The organism is Bradyrhizobium sp. UFLA05-125 (assembly GCF_059803515.1).
The window spans coordinates 45903-71980 of record NZ_JBANBJ010000039.1 but is presented as its reverse complement, the minus strand read 5'-3'; the positions used below and the strand labels follow the sequence as shown (position 1 = coordinate 71980).

Genomic DNA, 26078 nt, shown 5'->3' with positions numbered 1-26078 from the left:
TTTGGGCAGTGGTGAACAGCAACACTCCAGAGCACAAAGGTATTTTCGCGTCCTCTGCCTAGATGGCGGTGGCGCAAAAGGATTTTATATCTTAGGAGCGCTGCAGGAGATTGAGGCGCTCACCCACAAGGACCTTGGTAAATGTACATCGCGATTGATGGAGATGATTCGGGGAGAAAGATTGCCGCTTGCTACATCAACAATGATGAAGTGAAGCTCCGCCGGATTAGTCTGGATCTAGAAAGCGCCGCAAGGAGCATCTCTGAATTTCTGAGCAACCGCGGCTTCCGTATCATTTTCTGCGCAGCCGATGGTGTGGCAGCTGCAACCGCTTCAACTGAGATGAATCTGATCGAGTTGTTCGAGAGCATCAAACATTTGGCCCCGCGCGATTTCACATTTTCGGCGGGAGCAGGCGGCAGTCTCCACGAGGCATACGTTGCGCTGCTAAATGCCAAGTGCTCAGGAAAAAATCGATTGTCTCATTATGACGACATCGCGCGATAACTCACGCGGACCAGCCGGGGGCGATTGTGCTTCACTTGATCAAGTTCGATTCTTTTGTTCGGGGAGTGGTGGTCACGACTGTCGTCATCAGCACGCTAGTTTACTACCTAGTTCAGTATTTTGTTTTTCCCGATTTCCCGGTCTACCGAGTGATCTTTATTGCTTCGATCGTTACGGCGGTGCTGATCTCAGCGCTTTTATCGCCTACTTGTTATCGGCGCGCTTGGAAGATCCTCTGCAAATGGAACGCAGCTACTTTCTACGATCTGAATGGCACGTGGACCGGTACCATAAAGCCTGGGGTGGGCGAGCCGCTGCAGGTTCGGGCGGTAGTTCGGCAATCCCTATTAGGTACGCAAATCGACATGCACGGTGAGAGGATGAAATCCATAACTCTCGCCGCATCCACCATAATTGAGGCAGGACAGTACAAGATCTACTACGTTTACCGAGCCGAGCCGAAGGAACTTAGATGGCCGCCCTACAACGGTACGACGAAGTTCGATCTGCGCAATCTTCCAAATGGTACCGAGTGCTCGTTGGCCCTGTCAGGCCAATACTACACAGATCGTGACACCGCTGGCACCATTGAACTACGTCAAACAGGCAGTGACCCGTCGATCGACGTCTCCTTCTACTAGTCCCGCATTTAGGGCGCGATCACCGCAGAATCGACCGCTGCTAGTCGACGCGCTAGAGACTGAACAGGTCGCGACCGTGCGGCCCTACGGGTCGAGGCTGAGCGGGACACAGTTAACGAAGCGCCGCGCAATATAAGCGTCGAGGTCATTCGCCGTCTGCGACCCACGGCGGTACCGTAAACTGTCCTCACAGCGACATAGCTGAGTGCTTTCCCAAGCGCCAATAGCGACGCGATGATCGCGCTCGTGCTTGTCCCGAAGATCAGATCGAACCGCTCGTGGAGCCGGCAGCCCAGCATCCCTTCGATCTCTCGCAGACCCCCAGTGTGTAGAAGCCCTTCGCACCCCCGCCATCGAGGCCGAGGATGCGGCACACCTTGGGCTCTTCCGTCTCCATCATTTCAGGCTCCTTGCGGGCGCAAGCGACTCGCCGCTCGGTAGAAACTTTGCCTGTTTCCTATACGTTCATGCCAACAGTTCCGGGAATCCCTCGCCTCTTTCATTGCCTCGAGTTGGTCGGGACCCTTCTTACGTTAACGGTATAATGATACTCGTCACCGGTGGACTGGCTACTTTGCCGAGGTCATGGCTCATCCCATTTCTGCGCCAGGCCACTCAGTAACCGAACGGGTATCCCAGATCTCTTTTGGACCGGCGAAACTTCCTTTCTTGCTGGTGGCGAAGACAGCAGTTCGCCGGGTAGTCGGAAAATGCCGCACGCCACGAAGCGCCATCGCAAGAACCGTGGCATGCCGCCGCCCGCGACCTTCGATATCGATACGCTCCCGGGCAGCTCTAATTTGACGGCATTAGAGGCGGCTGCGGTCATCCGGCGCACACCCGGAGCGCTGGAGCAGTGGCGGCGCAATCCGAATCACGCGCTGAAATGGCGCTACGTCGACGGCCGCCCGCTCTATCGTGTCGATGCGGTGCGTAACTATTTGGCCAGACAAAACCGCTAAGCCGCTTCGGCTGCATAGTGTTCGCGAAGCCGGCCGAGTAGTTCGGCCTTGATCGGATCGAGCGGATTCGTTCGCTGTAGGCGCACGGCCCCGCCGACCCTGATCGCGCCTACCAATTCCGCGATGTAGTCATGAGCTGCTTCAAACGCCATCTTGCGAATGATCCACTGTTCGTCGTGATTGTAGACTTGATCGATTCCGCCAGGCTTTTGCCCGACACACAGCCGCTGGATCTCGTTGTCGTAGCCGCAGCGTGACATGACAGTGCGGAGACTACGCCTCAAGTCATGCATGGTGAACCTGGCGACACCCGCCTCCTTGACCAGCCGGTTGACCATCTTGGTGAAGCCCGACATCTGGCCGCCGGTCTTTGGTGATGGGAAAACATAGTCGGACGTTGCGCGTTGAAAATGCTTCGCAGCCGCAAGCACCTCGTCAACGAGGCGCGTGCGCGGCACATCGTGGTGTAAGCCCATCTTGGTCCAAGCCGCATCGAACGTGACGCGGACATCCATGATGTGCTTTTGCCACTCGATGATGGTCGGCTCGCTCCGGCGCGCGCCGCCGAGCAAGCACATCCTTGTCAGGAGCCCAAAAGTGCCGAGCTTGCCGGCCGCATGCCAAACCTTGATGATTTCTTCATCGCTCAGTGCGCGGCCCTTCGTCCGGCGTCCCACTCTTTGCGCACGAGTTTCCTTGGGCTCGCGATAGCCGGCGAGCACATTGTGGTCGACATAGCCCTCGCCGACGCACCATTCGAGGAACGTGTGGGTGTGTTTGCGCAGGTCCTTGGCCGCGCCGCGCTTGCCGGTCTTGGCGACGCGGTCGACTGCCGCCATGATTTGCCGCCGCGTCAAGTCGCCCACGCCGATTTCGGCCTGCTGCTTGAGCCCGCGCCGCAATGCCGACATGGCTGGCTTCCAGTTGACGACCTGACGTCCGGTCAAGGACGTCTGGTAGGGACCATCTTCGACGATGAGGTCCGCCAGGATGGTGCGTTGCTTCTCGGCTGCCTGTTGCCGCCTCGCCTCGCGTCTCGCATCGTTGGGGTCCGTGCCCTTGACCACCTCGCCGGCGGCGATGGTGGCAGCCTTGCGCGCCGCCTTCTCATTGTACTTCGGCCACGGGCCGAGGGTCTTACGCTGGGTCCCCCTCACCCCCGGCTTGGTGAAGAGGTAGACCCAGGTCCGGCCGCCGGTGGCGCGCATGCGCAAGGCGAGGCCGGGCAGCTTGTCGTCGTGGAGATAATGCTGAGTCTTGCCGAGCGGCAACGTGGCGTTGCGGATCACTGCATCGGTGAGTGTTAGCTGGTTGGTCCGCTCTGGCATGACTCTTTCCCCGCCTTTTGTGCCCCGGTGTACCCCGCGAGGGGAAAATCGCGCCCTATCAGAACCGGCCCTCCAAGCTTTACTGTGTGCCCAAAAAAAGGAAGGACCGAGAGAACGTAGCTCGGACCCTCCCTCATTTCTGTGCCCCAAGGGAAAAATCTGAGGGGGGCACAACAGGGGCACACAAAATGCAGTATGGCCGCTTATGGCTCACTGAGGCTTAAACGGCCATAAGGCACTGTAATAAAACGAATTATTTCGGCATAACTATGGCCACGTGCGGCCCGACTGGATCTACAGATTGTGGTTCACACGGGAGAGGTCCAAGGTTCGATCCCTTGTGCGCCCACCATTTAAACCCGTTAAATTGTAGAACTTTTTGGGCCTCTGGCTGAAAGCTCATTCGGCAGCTATCGGCACGAAAGAGCAGAACTAAGTAGCAGCCTGCGCAACATGACGCTGTTGGCGCTTGTCCGTGACATCGACCGCAACCGCCTGCATGGTAATCTTTCGTCCGCGATACGCCTGTTCGTCCTCGACTACATCAAGAAGCGTGCCGCGGCGCTCGAGCCTCAGCAAGTGCCGGCACCGCCGCCTTCCCGAGCCGGAGCGCGAGCTTTGAGGCGGGGAAGCCTGTCCGAGCCTGCCAACCTACCTGACGATGATTGCGAGTGATGGCCTGCGTTCTCAATTCACGGACGGGTTGATTTTCCATTGGTCTCCGAAGTCTCCGGCCGACAAGCTACCTGCGCATCGTATACGAGCCCACAGATCGCGCATCGCATTGTGAGATAGCTGGTGCTGGGGCGAAGCTCGACCGTGCTCTGCACAGTGCCGCACAATTGGCATCTGGGGCAATACAGACGCTTGTCGTCAGTCATACCGGACATGGTCTCGAGCGCCCAAACTTTCGCGCATCGAGGCCAGTCCTCAACGCTCGGAGCGAAAGCCAACATCCTATTCCTGAACACTTACAAACGTTGTTTTCCCTCTGCCTCATCCTGAAGAACATCTTTTACCTCCTCAACCGGCCAGATTTCCCCGGCCAGAATGACACGAGCCCGGCTGTGATCGCTCGCGCTGACGAGAACGTGAGTGCTTATCCCGCCAATGATCCTTTCGAGATGCAGATCGGTCTCGGGCTTCCAGGCCAGCGTCTTGTTGAGATCGCCGGGGAATATCTGCCAAACGGAGCCGTCGTCCAGCTCGACAACATGGCTTTTAGAGTGAGATCGGATTTTCATGATTGATCGGCCTCGCCACCTTGAGGATGAAGCTCACGCTTTTCAGCTTCGATGCTCCTGACGAGTCGCTCGACCCCTTCAAGCACGAGTTTATCGGTTACGCTCGTCGCGATTAGACGGTAGTGGTTGATCTTCGCATCGAGTTCTTCGCATTTCTCGCACACGGACTCTTCCTGCTTACCGTGAAGCAACGGGCGAGTATTGAGTGCGTTCCGCCTTGGAGAGCGGAAAGAGGCCGCGAGCTGCCGACTGCTGTCTTGCATATGATCGGCGCGTTCGTGTCGGGACAGGTTGGTCCACTTTTGAACACAGGCGTTCACCCGCGACTCAGTGACCCTTTGCCGTCTCGGAACGAAAGCATCCGCCGCACTGTTGGTCGATCTCATTCGCTCAAGGAGGATCGAGATGGACTGGAACCGTGTCGAAGGCAACTGGAAGCAGATGAAGGGCAAGGTGAAGGAGCAGTGGGGCAAGCTCACTGACGACGATCTTGATGTGATCGCCGGCAAACAGGAGCAACTCGAAGGCCGGTTGCAGCAACGATACGGCTATGCCAAGGATCAGGCGCAGAAGGAAGTGAATGACTGGTACGGCCGTCAGAAGTGGTGAGATGGACAGTTCAACTCGAAGAACCCCGCATCTGCGGGGTCCGTTTTTATGGCGAGCATCTCCCTGACCTTAGCTCTTCGCCTAGCCTTGAAGAAAACCCCAGAGTACGATCAGGTAGTAAATCGCCACCGCAACGATCACGTTGACCGCGACTATAAGCAAGACATCAATGGGTATGATCGGTTTCGGCGTGCCCATCGCAGCGACTGTAGCCGCGATGAGATATTCTGACGGTTCACAAATGATGGGCGAGGTGATTTCTGCGATTAGTGTTGCGTGAGAGCCTCGGCCGGTTCCCACACCATCACGGCTCCATCGCGGCGATCCTCTGCAGTCGCCTGCCAAGCGGCTACGGCAAAGTAAAAGGTAAGTGCCAAGGCAATAGCGGCCAAACCTGAGCCGAGCTGAGCCATCGTCGGCATCTCCTAATGATCATCTCACAGAGAAGCACCTCGCTTGAGTGGGCACGACTGAAAGGTGCAAATCTATAGACTTGCCCGCGCAATCCACAGGGAAGCGACAGGCATCACCGGAGCATCAGCCACGCAGTTACCGTCAGCCCTTTGGACGGTCGGCCGCCGGAAATGGCTCTTGGGTCTTGCGGCCTAGGAAGGTGTCAGGTGGTGATACCCGCAGGACATCTAACGCCTGCGCCACGATCTCGCGCAGCACAGCATTTTGCGCCGCGATTTCGGAAGCCAGAACGTGAGCATGATTGACGTAAGCATTGCCCGGCATGGTGGCGCTCCCCTTGTTGTGCAGGCGGGAGCGCTCTCGGTCTCTCGGCCACCGACGCCTACGGGCAGAGCCTCGGCCGGTGATGAGGATAAACCAGCCCAAGTCGCTTTGGTTCAAAACTGAATTGGGACGCGAGCACGTTCTGTTCTTTTACAACCAGAACACACATTCAGGGGTTGTCGCGTTGAGAACGAAATGGGCCTTACTCTTCGCTGTCGCGTGAGTCAGCGTTTCGGTTCCACTCCGCTGCCCGATCAGCAAGCCTATCGTATTCTTCTGCGATCCTTAGCAGACGCTGTTTCTCTCGTTTATCGATGTACTCGAACTGGTTCGCTTTGGCGCGCGTCTCTTCGGCCGCTGTCTCCAATAAGCGGGGTCTTGCATCGGACTCTTCAAGGCGCTCACCCTCCATACATTCAGGGTAAAACGCAGACTCAGTCGCCGCCGCTCCATTCACAAATTGTCCCAGCCTGTTTGCGAATGAGATCGAGAACGGCTCTTATCTGCGGCTCGTGAAGAAGGAGACCGCCAACCGGAGGTGACCTTATTGCTGCTTTGGATGAAGCCCGAGCATCAAGGGCTCGGTCCCAGGAAGCTTCAAGGAGAGCTCGATCTGTTGCTGAGAGCGTCGCAGCATTCCTTTTTCACGTTCGGTGCTTGCGTCCAATCGCGCCAGCCTTGCAGCAACTTCCCGCGCAGCCCAATACGTGTCTTCAAACATCGATTGGCTCCCCCGGTCGGAAAAACGACCCTTGGCGCAACTCTGAATGCCAAGCCCGTGAGCACCAAGGGCCAGCAGCCTGGGCCACAGGGGCAATTCAATCTGTCTACTTTTGAACAATAAAAAATGGCCCCAGCTGTTTGGGCGGCGAGCTGGGGCCATCTCCGCTCGGTGCACGGGGGATTACCGACCGGAGCATGGCGAGAACACGCGAAGCTGCCACTTGTTCCTGCCCCACCCGACGGTGCACTTTTCTCCCCGATATCCACAGTCCTGCACGTAAAGGAGGTTGACAATCGAGTTGATCCGGCTCGTCGGCCCTGTAGCCTTCCTCTTGGGAATGCCAAGGGTTTAGCGTAGGGGGAATCCATGGATAGTACCGAGCGAGCCTTCGTCCTCATCGCGGCGACGGGCTTCTACGTCATGGTCGCTGGCATCACTTGGCTACTGGTTAGTTGAGATTGAGCCCGCCAGCGCGAACCGACGGGCACTCCTGTTTCACCGCCCGAGGCGTCGGCGGTGCATGTCGGGACCGGTAGCAGCCGGACCTACGCCTATTCGCCGAGGACCAGGGCGCCGAGCCCGAAGAACGTGACGCCGCCGACCCAGACCAATTCAAGCGCGGTCTCGATTGCCGAGGTCTCAATCGGAGCATCGCGCAAAAAGGACACGACCACGAAGACCAGGTTCAGCATCAGGCCGATCCAGCCACACGCGAAGAACAGCAGTTTGAACAGGGGTTTCATGATCCCCTCACTCTCGCTATCTGCCGTACCGCCGTACGAAACGCTGTGGAGCTGCGTGCTCTGCCAAGCGGCTCCGATAAGCGCCATTCGTCGAACTTCCCACTTTACAGGATTGGCTTTAGTGCGACACGGTCGCCCCAGGTTTTGACGCCGCTACAAGCACCAATCGATCCTGCAGATCCGCCAGAGCCGCCAGGCCCTCCACTGGACTCGCCGCGGTCACCTTCGATGCCACCAGGTCCGCCCCCACCTCCGTTGCCGCCGCATCCGGGTGAGCCCCATATAGCGATCACGCCGGTGTTGCCGGTTGCACCGGGCGGTCGAGTGCTGGCAGTGCAAGCTGTCGCGCATCCGGCTTTGATCCCGTTATGAGGAACCGGAATGTTTCCGTGTAGTGACAGCGTGATTGGACTGGTCGCGCCGCCGGCACCCCCCTGTCCCCCACTCCCCCCAGCACCACCATTCGCGGCGCGGCAGTGGCCAAAAACACCGCGGTGATCGTGGCCGCCACCTTGCTGACCTTGTCCACCATTTCCGCCGTCCCCTCCCGGCGATCCATCGGTGCGAATCCACAAGGAGCCGTTGACAGTCACTGAGCGAAGGTCGCTGATTGCCAAGGTAACACCGGACACCCCTGTTGCACCTGCTCCACCGCCCTGCCCCGTCGCCCCCCGCTGGCAGTATTGCGCCTGCGGAGGTGGTGGTCCGCCGTCCCCACCACGTCCCGCCTTCGGCGCGTTACTCGACAGGTCGATTGTCGCGTTTTCCTCAAACACGAATTCTCCGACCCACCAGTCGATCGATCTTACCTCAGGAGCTTACCTTTATCGTCGCGCCCTTGGGGATGTAGAGCTTCGTGATGTTGAGCTTCGCATCTGGCGGCGTGACGGTGTATTCATTCTGGGCATCGAACGTCGGAAACGTACCGACAGTGCGAATGCCGGGCCGTGAACCTTCCTCCGGACCGGGACTAGGGTCAGGCTGGGCCTGTTTGGTAGGATGCGCAGGTGCCCCCTTCTTTGGCACTGGTAAATCACCCGCAGAAGCAATAGCCGGAAATAGGATCAAAGCGGCGCAAAGAGCCGCAGGCACGTGTAGCATATCCCCCCCAAAATCTTCAGTTGTAACGGCGCGAAGCTCTCAGATTTTGGAGATGTCGTCCAGCATCTTCGATTTTGCAGTGAACAACGCGAGAAAAACCTACGCCTCGGTCGATGCCGCTCATGCGTGGTTCTGACGCGGGCCCGTTTGCCGTTTCTCTCTTCAGCAACGCGCCTCGTCGCGGCACATATCCTTTTTCCCGATGATTTCTGGATGTCTCGCCGCTTTGCACTGGAAGCGGAAAGGTCCTGGCGGATATTGCCTGCAATTTTGCGCTTCGGCGGCGGTTACCAAGCTGCCAATGACTATCGAAGCGCCAATCAGTGTTCTGATCATCAGGCACCCGATCGAAGCACTTAGAAACGGCCCCAGCACAACCCTAAATGCCGGGGCCGTTGGAGGTTGCTTGGTGTATTGGTGAACCAAGCCGAAGCTAGCCTAGACCGGTTCGGCATTTTGTTATGTCCACTTTTGGACAGAGCGGCGGTGCCGAGTTTTCCCGCGAAAAAGGGCCCCAGCGGTTTGGCGGCGGCCGGGGCCCTTGGCTTAGCTCCGGCGCGACAACAGGGGGACATTGACGGCCGGAGCGAGTCGAGAACACGCGGCCTTGCCGCTTGTTCCCTGACTCGCAAAACATCGTGAAAATATTATCTTCACGCCATGTGTATGGCGTACGTCAGCGTGAACCGGCGGGCCCGATATTCACTGCCTTAGGGGTACCGTAGCGGCCGGAGCTGCTCCAGCCCCGCTTCGATCGTTCGCAGATCATCATGAACATATTTTAGTGCATGGCGCGGATCGATGCTCGCTGTGCACTGGAGGCTCTGCTGCAACTGGCGCCGAAGCTCTCTCATATCCTCCAGCGCTCGCCGGTTCTTCAAACGCACGTGGACGGAAACGAGTGTTTCGATGGTAGACGGCATTGGAGCGTGCCCCAAACAATGCGATCGACCCTGCCTCAGTTACCGATTTTTCCCGATATCGTTTGTTCCGGCGATTTCATAGGTGAATCTCCTGGTCCTAAATTCAATTTGCATCGTCATCATCAAGTGGGTTGGCGGCGTAGGAACATTGGGACTATCGCCCCGGTTGGAAGAGCGCGGTTCAACGCCAAAGTTCTTGCCTGGAGGTGACGGTGTCGAGATTGCTGGTTTCGAAGGACGATCTTGAGCGTATCGCGCTGCAGGAGGTCCGCAGTTTTCCCGGCACCGAAAAGGTCGTCTCTGTTGAAGTCGAATTTAAGCAAAGTGACGGCCTGGGGATGAACTGGAGGCTGCACGTGGTGGCCCAGGAGGGCTGCGATATCGCCCGCGTGCAATATGCCGCAGAGACCACGCGCGACCGGCTAAAACATCGCTATGAGATCCGCTTGAACTAGCTCCTCCGTGGGCGCTGAATGATTTCGCAACTCGGCAGGCGCATGGCGCGCCAAAAGAAACCTGCCGGCCTCAGGAGCCGACGGGCCCTCAGGCTCACCGCCTGCGAACGACAGAGAGCGTCGCCAGCCGCTGGCAGGGCCTTTGGACGGACAACTCCGGAGCGGCCTGCCACCGGACAAGGCGGTTGGAGGTGAAGCGAGGCCCAACATTGGAAGCAAATCCAACCGGACCGACCCTAACGGATATCACCCAGTGGTTTATTGCATCACTGCGGCGGTCGCGGCGTGGTGCCCTAGAAGCCGCCGGTCCTCGCCGTGAGCACTACGACAGCAGTCACCAAGGCGTAGATCAGGATAACGGCCACTTTTTCTGCTCGTTGTCTCGTCATGGTATCAGTTCATTCTCGCGAAACCGCAGCCGTTCAGCCACCGACATGATTTTGAGCTCCGAGTCGGACGGGATGCGTATCGAGCCGGTGTTTCCCGGATTGAGTCCTGTAATGCAGTCCGCGCGCTGTTCGATGCAGCGAGCGGTCTCGGCCCAGTTCCTGTACGTGAAGTGAACGTTCATGTTCGTCACGTGCGAGACGAAAATGACTCCGAGTGCCGCTGCGATGAATGGAAGCGTGATCCGGTGACGATCAGAGTTCTCAATCACGATGAAGGTGAGAACGAACAAGACAATGGGCGGGTAGAAATATCTCGCGCCGAACAGGAACTGATTGGCGTGCAGCGGCGCGTCGACTTGCAGGCAGCCAGCCGCCAGGACGACAGCGCCATAGGCCACGAAGTAGATCAGGGCACGCTCGGCGGCCTTGCGGTTCTGCCAGAGATACCAGATGACGATTGCGGACGTCGGTATGGCGATGGCGAGCGCTCGCCATAAGCCGGGATAGTTCGGGCCTGTCGCCCAGGCATAGAAAACGCTCGTTGCCATGAACGCGCGCTCGATGATGTTGCCGGTGGCTGGATTGGCCGCCCCACGGGTGATGATGCCGTCAAGCTGGATGGCCGCTGTGACGGTCGTGATCGCACATAGGGCGTAGGCGTAGCGAGATCGCTCGCTGTGGGCCTTCCACGCGACGAATGGCGCGGCGATGATCACGAACGGCGCGGACAGCCCGACCATTGCGAAATATGCCAGCAGGACAAGCGCGCGTCCCTTCGACGTTGGACTTTCGTATAACGCCAGCCCGACGACTGGAGCCATGATCCATTGCGTGTAGGGCATTCCGAAGAAGGTCTCGGAACCTGTCGGCGAGTAGACCAGCGCCAGCGCGGCGAGCACCTTGCCCCATCCGGTGAAGATCGGAGACGTGTAGATGACAATGGCCGTGACGAAGATCGTTGCCACGAAGAACGCGGCATAGAGATCAGCCGCATATCTGGCGGGGAAAAAACCGGTGGTAAATGCAATGATCCGGCAGCATAACTGGAGGTAGCCAGAATAAGGCTGGATCAGAGCTGATGCTCCGAACAGCCGGTCCTGATTGAAATAGATAATCAGATCCTCGCTAAACATTTGAGGGTCGTCTAGCAGCAAAGGATTTCGGTACATCACCGACAGTAAAACGCCGAGCGCAACAACCATAATCGGAAGCACACTAAGCCAAACAACCGAAGCCAGGAACAACGGGTCATATCGTCTTAGGAGACTGAAGCGGTGCCCTAACGAACCGAGATCCTTTCGTGCGAGTGTGTCGGTCATCGCAGCCGCTTTTTGTCGTACTTGCATAATACCGGGCGTTAGCGCATTGCGGCCAAACAAAGCTTGCTATCATGTGCCAAAAGATTGAGATTTTGAGCCAGCGTCGCGCCGACGCTCAGCGAACATCTCTTAGATTGCGGAACGCTGTTGGCGTCGACCTCGTCCAGCGAGCGAAGGCATGTGTGAAGGAGCTAACCTCACTATAGCCTAACAGCCACGCGACCTCGGAAATCGGAAGGTCCCGTTCGCAGAGATATCGTTGGGCAAGAGCGCGCCGAAACTCCCCAAGCACGCTAGAAAAGGCTGTATCCTCGTCGGACAATGCACGAGCAAGGGTGCGGCGGCTCATACCAAGGCGGCGCGCAACCTCCGCTGCGTTCGCTTTCCCGTGTGGGAGCAAGTGAGCTATTTGATCTTCGACGCGGGAGCGCATACTAGCGCGCCGGGAAACTCGACCGTCAAGAGCGTCGTCTGCGTATCGAAGTAATAGTCTGTTCAAATGAGCGTCGGCACCGACAATCCGCGACGAGCCTATCGACGCAGGAAACACTATCTGATCGCCTGTCGCCGTAAAATCGATCTTGCAGCCTAGATAAGCCAGAACGTCCGCAGGTGTCTGCGATCTAAAATGCTTCAGCGTGACCTGCTGCGGAGCAATCCGACTGCCGGTCAATGTCCGACAGATGCGAAGTAGAGTGGTAAGCCAAAACTCGATGTGGTGGCGATCTGCGATCCGATCGATATCCAGGTATTCGAATCTGATGACAACCGAAGGCTCTAATAAAACCCGCAGCCGCACTCCCTCATTATTGATCGCGCAATAGCGTTCCGCATTCCGCAGAGCGTCACCGATCTGTTCTGAGGATGCCATGACGTAATAGAGCAAGCCGATCTCGCCCAAATCGAAGTTTTGCGCGAGACGGAAGCCAAAGCAATCGTCCTGCGCCGCCGTGGCGGCGAGTTCGAGCAGCCTGACCTGAGAGCTCGCGTCGAGCCGTCGGTTGCGATCTTGAATGTCTTCGCTTGTTAAGCCAGCGCGCAACAGAACGGGAGCCAAATTTATTTCCGCACGACACAATCGATCACATGCGAGTCGCGCAATTCCACCAGTTGCACTTGGGATCGACGAGAGCCCTTTATCAAGGCGCATGCGTGCAGGCGATGGGTTGGAGTGGGAAGACAATCTTGGCACGACACGGTCTTTACCGTTCCAATCCTCCAGCACCAACTGAAGCGAAGATTGATCTAGATCAAGGTGAAGATCGTACCGTTTCCCGGTGGGCGCGCTGCTGGCGGTTTACTTTCGGTGGGGACCTGCGACGACGCTTCATGCGCCCCCCTTGCACAAGGCGCTAGCCGGGCAAACGTTACGAGAACAGGCAGCGTCATATCACCCCTGTTCGCCGCGTGGCGGCATCTACTCGTTCGCGATGATCCGACCGGCGAGTCTTCGCCGGATTGGTTCTGGGTCGGCACGGGTGCCAAGGTTCTGCGTTGGGTGTGTCTCGGGAATCGGTTGGCGGCAGTGCTTTCGGCGCGCATAGCGTCGCCGGCGAAAGGTGCAATTCGCCAGTCGTCGCTTGTTTCAGCGTTCCACCGCCGCCGTAACGAGATTTCGCGGATCGCCGTTCCAGAAGGCCTCGATATTGTCCACGAGCTGGTCGGCGAGTGCCTGCACGGCCTCTTGGCTCGCCCAGGCCACATGCGGGGTCAGAATGAAGTTCGGCAATCCAACCAGTTGCATCAGCGGATGATCGGCCGGGGGCGGTTCGACGGTCGCGACATCGAAACCCGCGCCCGAGATCTGCCCGGAGCGAAGGGCATCGCCCAGCGCGGTCTCATCGACAAGGCCGCCACGCGCGGTATTGATCAGAAGCGGGCGCCGTTCCATCACGGCGAATTCCGGCGCAGCGATCATGTTGCGTGTCGCCGGCATCAATGGCGCGTGCAAGGTGATGACGTCCGACGTACGCAGCACGTCCTCAAAGGGAGTGTAGAGAGGCCCCATCCCCTCCACGCCCTTGTAGGTGGAAAACAGCACGCGCATTCCGATCGCGCGGCCGATGTCCGCGACGGAACGGCCGAGTGCGCCGTCACCGATGATGCCGAGCGTCGAGCCGGCCAGGTCGCGAATGGGAAAGTCGAAATAGCAAAACTGGCCGGATTCGAGCCATCGGCCGCTCTGGACTGAATCACGATAAGCAGTCAGGCTGCGACGGAGCGCGAATATCAGTGCGAAAGTGTGCTCGGGGACCGTATTGACCGCGTAGCCGCGAATGTTCGAAACGGCAACGCCGCGCTCTTCGCAGGCATGGATATCGACGACGTCGTATCCCGTGGCTGCAACCGCGATCAAGCGCAAGTGCGGCGCCGCCTGCAACTCCGCGCGCCGAACCGGCACCTTGTTGGTAATCACGATGTGGGCGTCCGCGATCCGGCTCGCGACGTCCTGCGGCGCGGTCGTTGCGTACTCCTGAACTTCGTGCCGAAACGACGGCGGCCGAAGCCGAATCTCCGGCGGCATCGTGTCCCGGTCAAGAAACACGATACGGACTGGTTCCGATAGGTTGGCCATCTTGCTCTCGCGGTCAGTTGTCCTAGGCGACGGTTAGCTTATCGCGAAGCAATCCCAATGCCATTCCCGCAACCTTCTCGGCCGTAATGCCGAAATGGACGAACAGTGCATCGCCCGGGCCTGACGCCCCGAAAGAGGACATGCCGACAAATCCGCCCCGGTCGCCGATCCAGCGGTCCCAGCCGAGCCGCACCGCCGCCTCGACCGCGACCCGCACGCCCTTGCCGAGAACACCTGCGCGATAAGCTTCGTCCTGCTCCTCGAACAGTTCCCAGCACGGCATGGAGACCACCGCGGTGGGCACCCCCTGCGCCTGCAGGACAAGCCGCGCTGCGAGCGCGATCTGGACCTCCGAGCCTGTTGCCAGCAACGTGGCACGCCGCGCGCCATCGGCCTCGGCAAGCACATAGGCTCCACGCGAGCAAAGATTGGCGGAACTCTCCTGGGTACGAACCAGCGGCGAGGCTTGTCGCGAGCAGATCATCGACGACGGGCCGTGCCTGCGGCGCAACGCAAGCTCCCAGCATTCGGCGGCTTCCACGTTGTCGGCGGGGCGGAACACCGCCATGTTCGGCATCGCGCGCAGCGAGGCCAGGAATTCGACCGGCTGGTGGGTCGGCCCGTTCTTGCCGATGCCAATGGAATCGTGGCTGTAGACGGTAACGACCGGCAATTCCATCAGCGCGGCCATCCGCAGCGCCGGTCGCATGTAGTCAGAGAAGACCAGATAGGTGGCGCCGAGAGGCAACACGCCGCCATGCGCGGCCATGCCGTTCATCATCGCACCCATGGCGTGCTCACGGATGCCGTAGTGCACGTAACGGCCGGCGGGATTGGCGGACGTGAATGCCTGCAAGGCGCGCTTGCAGTTGGTCGGACCTTCGAGGTCGGGGGCGCCGGAAATCAGCTCGGGGATCGTCTCGGCGAGCAGCGCAACGATATCGGCAGTCGCCTCGTTGGTGGAGCGGATCGGCCCTTCGGCCGCCATCTTGCGGCGCCACGCGGCCAGCGCATCGCTCCATCCTTCGGGAAGCTCGCCGGCCATCATACGCTCGAACACGGCGCGCTTCTCCGGCTGCATGGCGGCCACACGGGCGCGCCAGGATTCGTAGGCAGGCCGGTTGCGATCGGTGACGCCGTCCTTCCAGGCCTCCGTCACATCGCCGGGAATCTCGAACGGTCCTTCCGTCCAGCCTGCCGCCGCGCGCGCCTCTTCCAGATCCTTGGCGAACACGCGACCGCCATGCGCGCCGCGCTTGCCCTCGAGCCGCGGCAATCCCTTGCCGATTGTGGTGCGGCAGGCGATCACGGTCGGTCGCGGGTCGCGTGCGGCCAATAGCAGTGCCGCCGAGACCTGCTCCACATCATGACCGTCGGCATCGATGACCTGCCAGCCGGCGATCCGGAAACGCCCGCGCACGTCCTCGGAGATCGCGAAATCGGTGTGACCGTCGTCGGTCATGCGATTGTCGTCCCACAGGAAGCAAAGCTTCCCCAGGCGCAGATGGCCGGCGAGCGAGATCACCTCGTGCGCGATGCCTTCCTGCAGGCAGCCGTCGCCGACGATGGCGTAGGTGCGGTGGTCGACGATATCAGCGCCGAAGGTCGCACCGAGCCAGGCTTCTGCAACAGCCATGCCGACCGCGTTGGCGATGCCCTGTCCGAGCGGGCCGGTCGTGACCTCGATGCCGAGATCGGGCGCCCGCTCGGGATGGCCGTGGGTGTGCGAGCCGAGCTCGCGAAACTGCTTGATCTCTTCGATCGGAAAACCGGCGTAGCCCGACAGATGCAGCAAGGAATAGATCAGCATCGAGCCATGGCCGTTCGACAGAACGAACCGGTCGCGATCCGGCCACAGCGGATCGGCCGGATTGCACTTGATGTGTCGCGTGAACAGCGCGGTTGCGATCTCGGCGCAACCGAGCGGAGCGCCGGGGTGGCCATCCGCTGCCCGCTCAATGGCATCCAGCGACAAAAAGCGGATCGCGTCGGCCATGCGCTTGTGCAGGTCAACCGGAGCGCGCGACGTATCTGAGGTGATCGAAGGACTGATCGACATTTGCGATGACACCTGTTGCGGGCGGCACCGGCGAGACCGGCGCCGCCTGGGTTAAGTGCGCGTTTAGCGCATCAGGGGAGAAATCCGGTCGAAATCCAGGGAACGAAGGCGACGACCAAAAGACCGACGATGAGCGCAGCGAGATAGCTCCAGATGCGTTTGAGGCCGGAGTTCGGATCGACTTGTCCGATCGAGCAGGCCGCGTAGTAGCCGAGGCCGAAAGGCGGCGCGAACAATCCGATGCCCATCGCCAGGACCACCACCATGGCATAATGCACTTCGTGCACGCCCAATTGCTTGGCGACTGGAAACAGCAACGGTCCGAACAGCACCATCGCCGGGATACCCTCGAGCACGCTGCCAAGCACGACGAACAGCACGATCGAGCAGAGGAGGAAACCGTACCGCCCACCGGGGGCCTGCGCCAGGGCACCAGCAAGCGCATGGGAGAAGTTCGATTGCGTCAACGCCCAGGACATGCAGGTCGCCGCGCCAATGATGAACAGGATGGTTCCCGACAGCGCCGCGGTGCCAACCAGCGCCGGATAAAGTTGGCGCCAATCGAACGAGCGGTAGACGACGATCCCCACAACGAAGGCATAGGCAATGCCGATGGTGGCCACTTCCGTCGCGGTCGCCACGCCTTCGCTGACCGCGACGCGGATCAGCACGGGAAGCATCAGCGCGGGTGCCGCGATGAGGAAGGTGCGACCGATTTCGCGCGCCGTCGTCACCCCGCGATCCGCACCGGTGCCTTCCGACATCCGCCGCCGCGCCACGAGGGCGAGCGCCAGCGCCAGCACGACGCCGGGAAGAATGCCGCCGGTGAACAAGGCCGCAATGGAGACGCCCGTCACCGATCCGATGATGATGAGCACGATCGAAGGCGGAATCGTCTCGGCCATCGCACCGGATGCCGCAAGCAGCGAAACGAGTTCGCCCTCGTGGATACCTCGACGCTTCATGTCCGGAAACAGCACGGGCGCCACAGCGGCCATGTCCGCGGTCTTCGCGCCCGAAATGCCGGAGACGAGCAGCATTGCACCAAGTAGCACGTAAGCAAGTCCCCCCTCGACGTGACCGACCAGCGCGGCGAGAAACTTGACCATCGACGCTGCCATGCGCGTCATCACGATCAGGTAGCCGAGCAGGATGAACAACGGCACGGCGAGCAGGATGAGCGAGCTCACGCCTTCATCGATACGGCCAGGGATGACCTGTAACGGTGTCGTGGTCACGACCACGAGATAGGCGACCGTCGACAGGCCGAAGCAGAAGGCGATCGGCACGCCCGCAAGCACGCAGAGGCCGAGCAGCAGCGTGAAGAACAACAACAGGTTCCAGTTGCCGATCGCGACGATCCAGGGCGTAAGGAGATAGAGTCCTGCCGCGAAAGCGCCGAGAATAGCAATCGCCAATGCAAGCTGCAAAACTCCGAGGCGAAGGCTCCGAACAAGCGTACCGGCAAGCATGAGCGCAACGCCCACGGGTACCGCTGCGGCGCGCACGGCATCGTTCAGCCCAAGCGCCGGGGTGTGAACGAAAGCCTGATCTTCCGCGAAATCGACGGATGGCGAGAGGATGAGCAGCAGGAACAGAGCCGGCGCCATGGTCGCCAGCGCCTCAAGTAACTCCCGCATCGAACCGGAGCTTCGTTCGACCAGCGCGGTCATGCGCATGTGCTGGCCACGGCGCAACGCAATCGCTGAACCCAGCATGGCCAGCCAGAGGAACGTGATCGACGCGAGCTCATCCGACCATGTCAGGGGATGATTGAAGACGAAGCGCGCGATCACGCCCGTGAGCAGGATGACGATCTCGGCCGCCACGGCGAACGCCGCGAGCGGCTCGGTGACCAGAACGAGCAGCCGGTCGAGCTTGACCGCCAGTCCGGAGCTCATGCTTCCGGCCACGGGGTCATCGACGTGGATCGCGCTCATCCGAGCTTGCCTACTGCCTGCTCGAGCAGCGTCCAACCCTTCTCGCCGAACTTTTCGCGCCAATCCTTGTAGAAGCTGGTCTTGCCGAGCGTCGCGCGGAAGGCAACCTTGTCGACTTCGACGAAGTTGAGGCCCTTGGCCGCCAGCTCGTCACGCAGCGACTTCGACAGCGCGGCAATGTCGGCGCGCTCGTCGTCGGCCGCCTTGTTCAATTCGCGCGTCACGATCTCCTGCGCGTCGGACGGCAGGCGCGAAAACGAGCGGCGATTTCCCAAGATGAGATAGGCGTCCCACACATGGCTCGTGAGGCAGCAATATTTCTGTACCTCGTAGAGCTTGGCCGTCGAAATGATCGCCAACGGGTTCTCCTGCCCTTCGACCACCTTGGTCTGCAGCGCGGAGTACACCTCGTTGAAATTGATCGGCGTCGGACCTGCGCCGAGGGCCTGGAACAGGCTTGTCAGGATCGGCGCCGCGGGCACGCGCATCTTGAAGCCCTTGAGGTCATCCGGGGTCTTGATCTCGCGGGTGGAGGACGTGAGCTGGCGGAATCCGTTGTCCCAGGACTTGCTGACCTGAAGGACGCCGATCTTCTCGATCTCGCCTTTGACGAAATTACCGAGATCGCCGTCCATCGCCTTCCACACGGCATCGTAGGAGCTGAAGGCGAAGCCGGTGTTGACGATGCCGACGCCCGGAACGAGCGTGGCAAGCACCGAAGCGCCGATGTTCAGATAGTCGACCGCGCCGTTACGGATTTGACCGAGAAGATCGGTATCGGAGCCGAGCTGATTGGCCGGAAACAGATTGATTTCGACACGGCCGCCCGTCGCCTGCTTGATCCGGTCGATGGCTTCGCGCGCCCGCTTGTTGACGGGATGCGAGGGGTCCTGGCCAGTCGCGAATTTGAGGGTGAATTCGGCGGCATCGCCGCGCCGCGAGATGATGGAGACAAGGGGTATGGCGGCGCCCATGGCCAGCGCAGCACGACGCGTCAAGCCCCTCTTCGCTTCCTCGGTCATTTCTCTCTCCCTGTTTGTTTGATTGATTGTCTGTCGTGAAGGTTTTGTCCTTCATCTCCAGCTTTTGATGGAGGTGCATATCGCCTCCGTCGAAATGCCGTAACGATCGTGCAATGTCGGCAGCGCGCCTGCGGCGAGGAATTCGTCAGGCAAACCGATCTGGTGGAACGCAGGATGGACTCGCGCCCGCATCAGGGCCGCCGCCACCGCCTCGCCCAATCCACCGATCACGGTGTGGTTCTCGGCGACGACGACGATGCGACCCGGCTTGCGGCACGCCTCCACGATCGTTTCGGTGTCCAGCGGCTTGATGGTCGGCACGTGCAGCACGGCCACACCGATGCGGTCGGATTCGAGCTGCTTGGCGGCTTCCAGCGCCCGCATCGTCAGCAGGCCAGAGGAGATGATGAGAACATCGGCGCCGTCCCGCAATTGCTTGGCCTTGCCGAGCTCGAACTTGTAGCCGTACTCATCGAGCACGAGCGGCACCTGCCCGCGCAACAGCCGCATGTAGACCGGACCTTGATGCGCCGCGATCGCCGGCACCACCTGTTCGATCTCGTGGGCGTCGCAAGGATCAATGACGGTCATGTTCGGCATCGCGCGGAGCAGTGCCAGGTCCTCGGCGGCCTGGTGACTTGGCCCGTAACCGGAGGTCAGGCCTGGCAACGCGCAAGCAATCTTGACGTTACGATCCTCCTCCGCGATCGTCTGATGAATGAAATCATAGGCGCGGCGGGACGCGAACACGGCGTATGTCGTGACGAAGGGGGTAAATCCTTCCGCAGCCAGACCGGATGCAGCACCGAACAGGAGCTGCTCGGCCATGCCCATCTGGTAATAGCGATCCGGAAACTCCTTCGCGAACACGTGAAGGTCGGTGTACTTACCAAGGTCAGCAGTCATGCCGACGATGTCGGCCCGTTGGCGCGCAAGCTCGACCAGCACATGGCCGAACGGAGCCGGCTTGGTCGCCTGCCCTTCGCCGGCAATCGAGGCGATCATGGCCGAAGTGGTAAGCCGCGGCTTTTCCTTTGCGGCCGTCGGAGCCATCGTTGCGACCGGCTTCATGCTTGCCTCCCTGCGTCCAGAGCTTGCAGCGCCAGCTGCCATTCGTGCTGGTCCACTCGCATGAAGTGGTTGCGCTCGCGCGCTTCGAGGAAAGGAACGCCCTTGCCCATGAGAGTGTCGGCGATGATCATGCGTGGCCTTGCGCCACCATGCGACTTGGCTGCATCGAAGGCGGCAGTGACGGCGTTGAGATCGTTGCCGTCGACCCGTTGCACGAACCAGCCGAACGCACGGACCTTGTCGGCCAGTGGCTCGAAGCCCATCATCTGCCCCGAGGGACCATCGGCCTGCTGATTGTTGACGTCGACGATGGCGATGAGATTATCGAGCTTGTAATGTGCTGCCGACATCATGGCCTCCCACTTCGAGCCCTCGTCGAGCTCTCCGTCGGAGAACAGCGTGTAGACGCGACTGTCGGAACCCTTGCGCTTGAGACCGAGGCACATGCCGACGGCGATGCTGAGGCCCAGTCCCAGTGAACCGCCGGACATCTCCATGCCCGGCGTATAGCTGGCCATGCCCGACATCGGCAGCCGGCTGTCGTCAAAACCGTAAGTCTCGAGCTCGGCATCCGGAACAATCCCGGCCTCGATCAGCGCCGCATAGAGCGCAATGGCGTAGTGGCCATTCGAAAGCAGGAATCGGTCACGCCCCTCCCAAGCGGGATCTTCAGGGCGGTAGCGCATGGCGTGGAAGTAGGCGACGGCCAGCACGTCGGCGATATCGAGTGCCTGGGCAATATAGCCCTGCCCTTGAACCTCGCCCATCCGAAGAGCATTGCGTCGGATGCGGTAGGCACGTTCGGCAACGTCGGGCTCGTTGGTTCGCAATGCGGATTCAGCCATGACCGTCCCCTCGTTCAATGGATGAGCATGCCGCCATTGACGTCGATGACGGCGCCCGTCGTGTAGGCGGAGAGGTCCGAGGCCAGGAACAGATAGATGTTGGCGACGTCCTGCGGCACGCCGAGCCGGCCGAGCGGAATGCCGTCAATGATCTCCTTGCGCTTGTCGTCGGAGATCTTGCCCGCGTTGATGTCGGTCTGGATCAGACCGGGCGTCACGCAATTGACGCGGATGCCGTCGGGACCCAGTTCGCGGGCCATCGCCTTGGCGAGACCGAGCACACCGGCCTTCGCGGCCGAATAATGCGCGCCGCCGAGAATGCCACCGCCACGCTGAGCGGAAACCGACGACATGCAGGCGATCGCACCGGATTTGCGGCCGCGCATGTGCGGCATGACCGCTTGCGAGAGAAAGAGCACGCCGCGCAGATTGACGTCCTGGATGCGATCCCAGTCCTCGGACGAAATGTCCCAGACCTTGACGGGTTGGGTGATGCCGGCGTTGTTGATCAGAATGTCGATCTGGCCGAAGACCTTGAGCACGTCGGAGACAGCGCGCTCACAGTCGGCCTTGTTCGTCACGTCGCAGGCCAACCCGATGTGGTCCTTGCCAAGCTCGGCTGCGGCACTCGCCGCGCTCTTGGCATCGATATCGAGGATCGCGACGCGCGCGCCGTTCTTTGCGAATGTTTTTGCAGTTGCGAAGCCGATCCCGCGCATGCCGGCGGCTCCAGAAATGATCGCAGTTTTGCCTGCCAAAAGCATGTTCCCTCCGTGTGATCTTGTTTCGATTGCCGCTGACTATGTTTGGGAGGGAGGGGTTGGAAAATACATGGAATTTGCATCAATAGGTGAATTGTGTTCACCTATGGCATGTCCAAGCTTCCGCTCGGTGCATTGCGCGTATTCGAAGCGGCCGCCCGCACCGGATCATTCCGCGCGGCAGCAAGCGAATTGGGACTGACGCCGAGCGCGGTCAGCCACGCGATCCGCGCCTTCGAGGACCAGATCGGAACGACGCTGTTCGAGCGCGAAGGTCGCAATGTGCGGCTCAACGTGGCGGGCGATGAGCTGTTGCGTCGCGTCTCGAGCGGATTCGACGAGCTGCGACACGGCCTCGAGGTCGCGAGCGCACGTTCGTCAAACCTGTTGCGAATCCACTGCGCGCCGAGCATGGCGGCGCAATGGCTGATGCCGCGCCTGCGAAGCTTGATTGAAGGCCATCCCGAACTTGAGGTGCGGCTCGCCGCCGGCGTCGACTATCCGCACTTTCGCAACGACGAGTTCGACGTCGACATCTGCTATGGGCCACCGCGGCAGGAGGGCTTGTCCGTATTGCCTCTTGGCGAGGAGACCATACGTCCCATGTGCGCACCTTCTCTCGCCGGCGCGATCCGTGAGCCTGCAGACCTCTTGAAACTGGTGCTGATCGAGAGCGAGCAGAAGCGCGTTCGCTGGAACGCCTGGTTCGCCACAAACGGCCTGTCCGCACCGAGCCCCGGCGGATTTCGGTTCGACCGCAGCTTCATGGCGATCGCCGCCGCCACGGACGGCCTCGGCGTCACCCTGGAATCGACACGACTTGCCGAACGCGAGCTCGCCACTGGCCAGCTGGTAGCACCGCTCGCCGGGCGCGCTCGCGATGTCACCTATGTCGGCCACTATCTCGTGTGCCCGCCGCAGGCCAAGCACAGGCGGTCGGTCCGCACGTTTACCAAGTGGATTGCAAAGGAGTTGAATTTAACTCACGGGGCCCAAACGCGTTAGTTCGTCCCGTCCGAAACGGAAAGCCATCCAACGTCGCTGCGGATCCCCGACGCGGACTAGCCGGCCTTACGCACCGTCTGCAGGAATTCCGCAACGTCGTGCTTGAGTGCACGCGCCTGCTCTTGCAGCGCAGCGGCTGCGGCAAGCGCCGCTTCGGCGCCGGCATCGGTTTCGCCGGCGACATTGCGGACGTCACCGATCTGCCCGGTCACCGCCGTCGTCCCGTTCGCTGCCTGTTCGACGTTGCGGGCGATCTCGCCCGTCGCAGCACCCTGCTCCTCGACGGCGGCTGCGATCACGGTTGCGATCTCTGTCATCTCGGCGATGGTCCTGCCGATCTGTCCGATCGCAGCAACGGACTGGCCGGTCGAACTCTGGATCTCGGCGACGAGGCCCGCGATCTCCTCGGTAGCACGAGCGGTCTGCGTCGCCAGACTCTTCACCTCGTTCGCGACCACGGCAAAACCCTTGCCGGCATCGCCGGCGCGCGCCGATTCGATCGTGGCGTTCAGCGCGAGCAGATTGGTCTGGCTTGCAATCGCCTGAATGAGTTGCACCACCGTGCCGATCCGCTCCGCCGAGTCCGACAGCGCGCGCATCAGGGCTTCGGTGCGCGAAGCTTCCTCCTTGGCCTGATCGGACACGGAGACTGAGCGGGCCACCTGGCTCGAGATCTCCTTGATCGAGGCAGCGAGTTGATGCGTTGCCGCCGCCACGGTCTGAACGTTGGAGGAGGCCTGGGCAGAGGTTGCGGCGACCTGCTCGGCGAGCGACCTTCCGCGCTCAGCAACGCGCGCGAGATCTTGGGCGCTCTGTCCCATCTCCTCGGCACGGTTTGAGACACCGCCGATGACACCTTCCATGCCCCGATCGAAGCGGTCGGCGAGTTGCGCCATCATCGCCGCACGCTCGGTCTCGGCCGCGGACCGCTGTGCAGCGGCCTCCTGCTCCATGCGTCGGACAGTCTGTGCATTCTGCCGGAAGATTTCAACGGCGCCGGCCATATGGCCGATCTCGTCGCTCCTCTCACCGCCAGGAATTGCCTGATCGAGGTCGCCGGCCGCAAGGGACTGCATGCGCAGGGTCATCTGACCGATCGGCCGCGATACGCTGCGCCCGATCAGCCAGGCGAGCAACGCGCCCAGAACCAGCGCGGAGGCAGCGACCGCCATCAAGACGTTGCCCGTGTGCTCGACCGTTTCGGCGGTGAGCCGGCTCTGTTCGGCGCGCGCACTACCCAACGCCTGGCTGATGGTTCCGGTCTGCGCGTCGATCGCGCCGCTCGCCTTGACGAGATCGGCCTGGCCCTTGCGCAGCTCACCGACCGCGGCGGAAAGGTCCGTGAGCATAGAAGCCTGATCGGCGAGCACCTTCTTGAGTGCGATGAGCAGGCTCTTCAGGCGTGGCGCCTCGAGGCCCGCGATCTCCGCCTCGCTGTCAGCGATCGCAGCCTTCGCATAGCCGAGCGTCAACGCGACATCGTCGGCGTCGGACTGGGCCTGGGTGATGATGAAATGCAGCGCGGCAACGCGCACCGCATCGACCGTAGCCGCCAGACGCAGCGGCTGGAGAAGGTGCTCCGGCTGGTTACCAAGTGCGACATTGATCGCGCCGATGTCGAGGCTCGCTGAAGCCCCCAGCGCCTCGCTCTTGGCACTCGCGGTGCGGAGATGGTCGACCGCAGCGGCCACGGTTGCAAAGGATTTCCTGTAGCTGTCGAGTGCCTCAACCAGTACATTGCGGCCGGCCGTGATCGCCGGCAAACGGCCAAACTGCTGGTCGGCCTGGTCGAACGCCTGGCCGAATCCATCGATCGCCTTGGCAGCAGCGTCGCGATCACCAAGATTGCGCGTGCGAACGAACTTTTCGACCGCGCCATTGGCCGACAGCAGCGCGGCATGGACGCGCGCCATGGCACCGTCGCCGTCAGCGCTGGTGACGAGATGGCTGACCGTGCCACCAATCTCGGACAGCCGCAGCACGGCAAGGAGTGCCAGCACGGTGAGGAAGCCCAAAATCAGCGTGAAGCCACCGAAGATGCGCGGGCGGATGCCGATGCGCGACAGGAACACGGACAAGGTCATGATGTTTCCCCCGGGAGTTACGGCGTGGCCCGGATCTGGGCGAGCACGTCCTTGCCGAAGCGCTTCTCGAACTCGGGCTCCAAAGATTTCACGGCATCGATGAAGGGCTGGCGATCGACCTTCTCGATGATCTCCATGCCACCCTTGCGCAGTTGCTCGAGCTTCTTCGCCTCGTCCTCGGCGCCGGCCTGCCAGGTCGCCTCCGCACCGGCTTTGGCGGCGGCGATGAGGGCGGTCTGGTCGGAAGGCTTCAGCGCCTGGAACATGTCGCGATTGGCAACGAAGGCGATTGGCGCAAAGAAATGCCCGGTCAAGCTGACATATTTTTGCACTTCCTCGAGATGGGCCGTGGCGATCGTCATGACGGGATTCTCCTGCCCGTCGATTCGGCCATCCTTGAGCGCCGAATAGACCAGCGGAAACTCCATCGGCACGACCTCGGCGCCTAGCGCCTTGAAGGTCATCTGATAGACCTCGTTGGGCAGAACGCGAATCTTCAGCCCTTTGATGTCCGCGGGCGAGCGGATCGGCCGCTTCGAATTGGTGACGTTGCGAAAGCCCTGCTTGCCAATGGCAAGCAGCACCAACCCCTTGTCGGCGCAATGTTTCGCAAGCGCGGCGCCGACTGGGCCTTCCGCGACTGCCTTGGCCTGCGCAGCATCTCGAAACAGGAAGGGCACGTCGAACACGCCGAATTCGGGCACGACGGAGCTTACGACCGAGCCGGACAGCGTCGCGATGTCGATCTCGCCGTTGCGCATGGCGGCGATGATCGCCGTCTCGCTGCCCATCGTGTTGCCACCGCGCTCATCCAGAATGATGCGGCTCTGTACAATCTCGGCCAGCTTGCGTTGGAATCCGTCCGAGCCAATCTGCTGCGGCGATTGCGGGGCGCCATTGTACACCAGCGACACCATCTGGGATGCCGCTATCGCGGGCAGCGCAGAAGAAAGGGACAACGCCAGGGCAACGCTGACCAGACGAATCGATTGCGGCTTCATCAAGTGCCCTCCATAGGCGCCGCGACGATAGC

Annotated in this window: 24 protein-coding genes and 1 pseudogene; 7 read left to right on the top strand and 18 right to left on the bottom strand. The window is 60.8% G+C overall.

Features of this window, described 5'->3' with window-relative positions:
* Nucleotides 1–141 precede the first annotated feature (141 nt).
* Together SO156_RS28205 and SO156_RS28200 are read left to right on the top strand one after the other, a co-directional pair.
* Complete coding sequence (locus tag SO156_RS28205; protein ID WP_498537042.1) at nt 142–507, top strand: mCpol domain-containing protein; 366 nt, start codon at nt 142–144, stop codon at nt 505–507.
* Between the two features lie 35 nt (nt 508–542).
* Entirely contained in the window at nt 543–1148 is a 606-nt protein-coding gene (locus SO156_RS28200; protein ID WP_498537041.1) for a Cap15 family cyclic dinucleotide receptor domain-containing protein, read from the top strand.
* Between the two features lie 262 nt (nt 1149–1410).
* Here the strand turns inward: SO156_RS28200 and SO156_RS28195 are convergent, their stop codons facing one another.
* Nucleotides 1411–1548, bottom strand: a complete 138-nt coding sequence (locus SO156_RS28195; RefSeq protein WP_498537040.1) for a hypothetical protein — start codon at nt 1546–1548, stop codon at nt 1411–1413.
* 310 nt (nt 1549–1858) lie between these two features.
* Here SO156_RS28195 and SO156_RS28190 point away from each other — a divergent pair, with 310 nt between their 5' ends.
* Nucleotides 1859–2110 carry a hypothetical protein gene (locus SO156_RS28190; RefSeq protein ID WP_498537039.1) on the top strand — a complete coding sequence of 84 codons (252 nt, stop codon included), beginning with the start codon at nt 1859–1861 and terminating at the stop codon, nt 2108–2110.
* On the opposite strand, the gene SO156_RS28185 is transcribed toward SO156_RS28190, so the two are convergent.
* Entirely contained in the window at nt 2107–3438 is a 1332-nt protein-coding gene (locus SO156_RS28185) for a tyrosine-type recombinase/integrase (protein WP_498537038.1), read from the bottom strand. The genes SO156_RS28190 and SO156_RS28185 overlap by 4 nt on opposite strands.
* 438 nt (nt 3439–3876) lie before the next feature.
* Between SO156_RS28185 and SO156_RS28180 the strand changes: the two are divergent.
* Nucleotides 3877–4113 (top strand): annotated as a pseudogene (locus SO156_RS28180) (hypothetical protein); the annotation flags it as partial.
* A gap of 296 nt (nt 4114–4409) precedes the next feature.
* Here the strand turns inward: SO156_RS28180 and SO156_RS28175 are convergent.
* Nucleotides 4410–4682: a hypothetical protein gene (locus tag SO156_RS28175; protein ID WP_498537037.1), complete on the bottom strand. Its 273-nt coding sequence runs from the start codon at nt 4680–4682 to the stop codon at nt 4410–4412.
* Nucleotides 4679–5002, bottom strand: a complete 324-nt coding sequence (locus SO156_RS28170; protein WP_498537036.1) for a hypothetical protein — start codon at nt 5000–5002, stop codon at nt 4679–4681. The genes SO156_RS28175 and SO156_RS28170 overlap by 4 nt, the downstream gene beginning before the upstream one ends.
* 85 nt (nt 5003–5087) lie before the next feature.
* Between SO156_RS28170 and SO156_RS28165 the strand changes: the two genes are divergently transcribed.
* Nucleotides 5088–5291: a CsbD family protein gene (locus SO156_RS28165; protein WP_498537035.1), complete on the top strand. Its 204-nt coding sequence runs from the start codon at nt 5088–5090 to the stop codon at nt 5289–5291.
* A 555-nt stretch (nt 5292–5846) separates the two neighbouring features.
* On the opposite strand, the gene SO156_RS28160 is transcribed toward SO156_RS28165, so the two are convergent.
* From SO156_RS28160 to SO156_RS28150, 3 genes are all read right to left on the bottom strand, one after another.
* Complete coding sequence (locus SO156_RS28160; protein WP_498537034.1) at nt 5847–6029, bottom strand: hypothetical protein; 183 nt, start codon at nt 6027–6029, stop codon at nt 5847–5849.
* A 544-nt stretch (nt 6030–6573) separates the two neighbouring features.
* Nucleotides 6574–6750: a hypothetical protein gene (locus SO156_RS28155; protein WP_498537033.1), complete on the bottom strand. Its 177-nt coding sequence runs from the start codon at nt 6748–6750 to the stop codon at nt 6574–6576.
* 554 nt (nt 6751–7304) lie between these two features.
* Entirely contained in the window at nt 7305–7496 is a 192-nt protein-coding gene (locus SO156_RS28150) for a hypothetical protein (RefSeq protein ID WP_498537032.1), read from the bottom strand.
* Nucleotides 7497–9732: 2236 nt separating this feature from the next.
* On the opposite strand from SO156_RS28150, the gene SO156_RS28145 reads away from it, so the two are divergent.
* Nucleotides 9733–9975 (top strand): hypothetical protein, encoded by a 243-nt coding sequence (locus SO156_RS28145; RefSeq protein ID WP_498537031.1) that lies wholly within the window; start codon nt 9733–9735, stop codon nt 9973–9975.
* A gap of 385 nt (nt 9976–10360) precedes the next feature.
* Here the strand turns inward: SO156_RS28145 and SO156_RS28140 are convergent, their stop codons facing one another.
* The 9 genes from SO156_RS28140 to SO156_RS28100 all read right to left on the bottom strand — a co-directional run bounded on the left by SO156_RS28140 (nt 10361) and on the right by SO156_RS28100 (nt 21959).
* The gene (locus tag SO156_RS28140) at nt 10361–11683 is read right to left on the bottom strand and encodes a hypothetical protein (RefSeq protein ID WP_498537030.1); all 1323 of its coding nucleotides are present in this window, start codon (nt 11681–11683) and stop codon (nt 10361–10363) included.
* Between the two features lie 115 nt (nt 11684–11798).
* Nucleotides 11799–12740: an AraC family transcriptional regulator gene (locus tag SO156_RS28135; RefSeq protein WP_498537029.1), complete on the bottom strand. Its 942-nt coding sequence runs from the start codon at nt 12738–12740 to the stop codon at nt 11799–11801.
* Nucleotides 12741–13268: 528 nt separating this feature from the next.
* On the bottom strand, nt 13269–14258 hold the full coding sequence (locus SO156_RS28130) for a D-2-hydroxyacid dehydrogenase (RefSeq protein ID WP_458149950.1): 990 nt from the start codon (nt 14256–14258) through the stop codon (nt 13269–13271).
* Between the two features lie 22 nt (nt 14259–14280).
* Nucleotides 14281–16317, bottom strand: coding sequence for a transketolase (tkt, locus tag SO156_RS28125; RefSeq protein WP_498537028.1), 2037 nt, complete (start codon nt 16315–16317; stop codon nt 14281–14283).
* 71 nt (nt 16318–16388) lie between these two features.
* Complete coding sequence (locus SO156_RS28120; protein ID WP_458149952.1) at nt 16389–18257, bottom strand: TRAP transporter large permease; 1869 nt, start codon at nt 18255–18257, stop codon at nt 16389–16391.
* Nucleotides 18254–19279: a TRAP transporter substrate-binding protein gene (locus tag SO156_RS28115; protein ID WP_458149953.1), complete on the bottom strand. Its 1026-nt coding sequence runs from the start codon at nt 19277–19279 to the stop codon at nt 18254–18256. Before SO156_RS28115 ends, SO156_RS28120 begins: the two co-directional genes overlap by 4 nt.
* Before the next feature lie 51 nt (nt 19280–19330).
* Nucleotides 19331–20350: a transketolase family protein gene (locus SO156_RS28110; protein ID WP_498537027.1), complete on the bottom strand. Its 1020-nt coding sequence runs from the start codon at nt 20348–20350 to the stop codon at nt 19331–19333.
* Nucleotides 20347–21195, bottom strand: coding sequence for a transketolase (locus SO156_RS28105; protein ID WP_458149955.1), 849 nt, complete (start codon nt 21193–21195; stop codon nt 20347–20349). The genes SO156_RS28110 and SO156_RS28105 overlap by 4 nt, the downstream gene beginning before the upstream one ends.
* 14 nt (nt 21196–21209) lie before the next feature.
* Nucleotides 21210–21959, bottom strand: coding sequence for an SDR family NAD(P)-dependent oxidoreductase (locus SO156_RS28100; RefSeq protein ID WP_498537026.1), 750 nt, complete (start codon nt 21957–21959; stop codon nt 21210–21212).
* Between the two features lie 108 nt (nt 21960–22067).
* Between SO156_RS28100 and SO156_RS28095 the strand changes: the two genes are divergently transcribed.
* On the top strand, nt 22068–22961 hold the full coding sequence (locus SO156_RS28095) for a LysR substrate-binding domain-containing protein (RefSeq protein WP_458149957.1): 894 nt from the start codon (nt 22068–22070) through the stop codon (nt 22959–22961).
* A 56-nt stretch (nt 22962–23017) separates the two neighbouring features.
* Here SO156_RS28095 and SO156_RS28090 read toward each other — a convergent pair whose 3' ends face one another.
* Nucleotides 23018–25045 (bottom strand): methyl-accepting chemotaxis protein, encoded by a 2028-nt coding sequence (locus tag SO156_RS28090; RefSeq protein WP_498537025.1) that lies wholly within the window; start codon nt 25043–25045, stop codon nt 23018–23020.
* A 17-nt stretch (nt 25046–25062) separates the two neighbouring features.
* Nucleotides 25063–25962 (bottom strand): TRAP transporter substrate-binding protein, encoded by a 900-nt coding sequence (locus SO156_RS28085; RefSeq protein WP_458149982.1) that lies wholly within the window; start codon nt 25960–25962, stop codon nt 25063–25065.
* Nucleotides 25963–26078 lie beyond the last annotated feature (116 nt).

Coding starts and splice junctions, on each gene's coding strand:
- SO156_RS28195 (WP_498537040.1), bottom strand. CDS start 1,548: ATGATGGAGACGGAAGAGCCCAAGGTGTGCCGCATCCTCGGCCTCGAT.
- tkt (WP_498537028.1), bottom strand. CDS start 16,317: ATGTCGATCAGTCCTTCGATCACCTCAGATACGTCGCGCGCTCCGGTT.
- SO156_RS28100 (WP_498537026.1), bottom strand. CDS start 21,959: ATGCTTTTGGCAGGCAAAACTGCGATCATTTCTGGAGCCGCCGGCATG.
- SO156_RS28105 (WP_458149955.1), bottom strand. CDS start 21,195: ATGGCTGAATCCGCATTGCGAACCAACGAGCCCGACGTTGCCGAACGT.
- SO156_RS28165 (WP_498537035.1), top strand. CDS start 5,088: ATGGACTGGAACCGTGTCGAAGGCAACTGGAAGCAGATGAAGGGCAAG.
- SO156_RS28130 (WP_458149950.1), bottom strand. CDS start 14,258: ATGGCCAACCTATCGGAACCAGTCCGTATCGTGTTTCTTGACCGGGAC.
- SO156_RS28095 (WP_458149957.1), top strand. CDS start 22,068: ATGTCCAAGCTTCCGCTCGGTGCATTGCGCGTATTCGAAGCGGCCGCC.
- SO156_RS28150 (WP_498537032.1), bottom strand. CDS start 7,496: ATGAAACCCCTGTTCAAACTGCTGTTCTTCGCGTGTGGCTGGATCGGC.
- SO156_RS28110 (WP_498537027.1), bottom strand. CDS start 20,350: ATGAAGCCGGTCGCAACGATGGCTCCGACGGCCGCAAAGGAAAAGCCG.
- SO156_RS28140 (WP_498537030.1), bottom strand. CDS start 11,683: ATGACCGACACACTCGCACGAAAGGATCTCGGTTCGTTAGGGCACCGC.
- SO156_RS28115 (WP_458149953.1), bottom strand. CDS start 19,279: ATGACCGAGGAAGCGAAGAGGGGCTTGACGCGTCGTGCTGCGCTGGCC.
- SO156_RS28190 (WP_498537039.1), top strand. CDS start 1,859: ATGCCGCACGCCACGAAGCGCCATCGCAAGAACCGTGGCATGCCGCCG.
- SO156_RS28160 (WP_498537034.1), bottom strand. CDS start 6,029: ATGCCGGGCAATGCTTACGTCAATCATGCTCACGTTCTGGCTTCCGAA.
- SO156_RS28090 (WP_498537025.1), bottom strand. CDS start 25,045: ATGACCTTGTCCGTGTTCCTGTCGCGCATCGGCATCCGCCCGCGCATC.
- SO156_RS28085 (WP_458149982.1), bottom strand. CDS start 25,962: ATGGTGTCGCTGGTGTACAATGGCGCCCCGCAATCGCCGCAGCAGATT.
- SO156_RS28185 (WP_498537038.1), bottom strand. CDS start 3,438: ATGCCAGAGCGGACCAACCAGCTAACACTCACCGATGCAGTGATCCGC.
- SO156_RS28155 (WP_498537033.1), bottom strand. CDS start 6,750: ATGTTTGAAGACACGTATTGGGCTGCGCGGGAAGTTGCTGCAAGGCTG.
- SO156_RS28175 (WP_498537037.1), bottom strand. CDS start 4,682: ATGAAAATCCGATCTCACTCTAAAAGCCATGTTGTCGAGCTGGACGAC.
- SO156_RS28205 (WP_498537042.1), top strand. CDS start 142: ATGTACATCGCGATTGATGGAGATGATTCGGGGAGAAAGATTGCCGCT.
- SO156_RS28120 (WP_458149952.1), bottom strand. CDS start 18,257: ATGAGCGCGATCCACGTCGATGACCCCGTGGCCGGAAGCATGAGCTCC.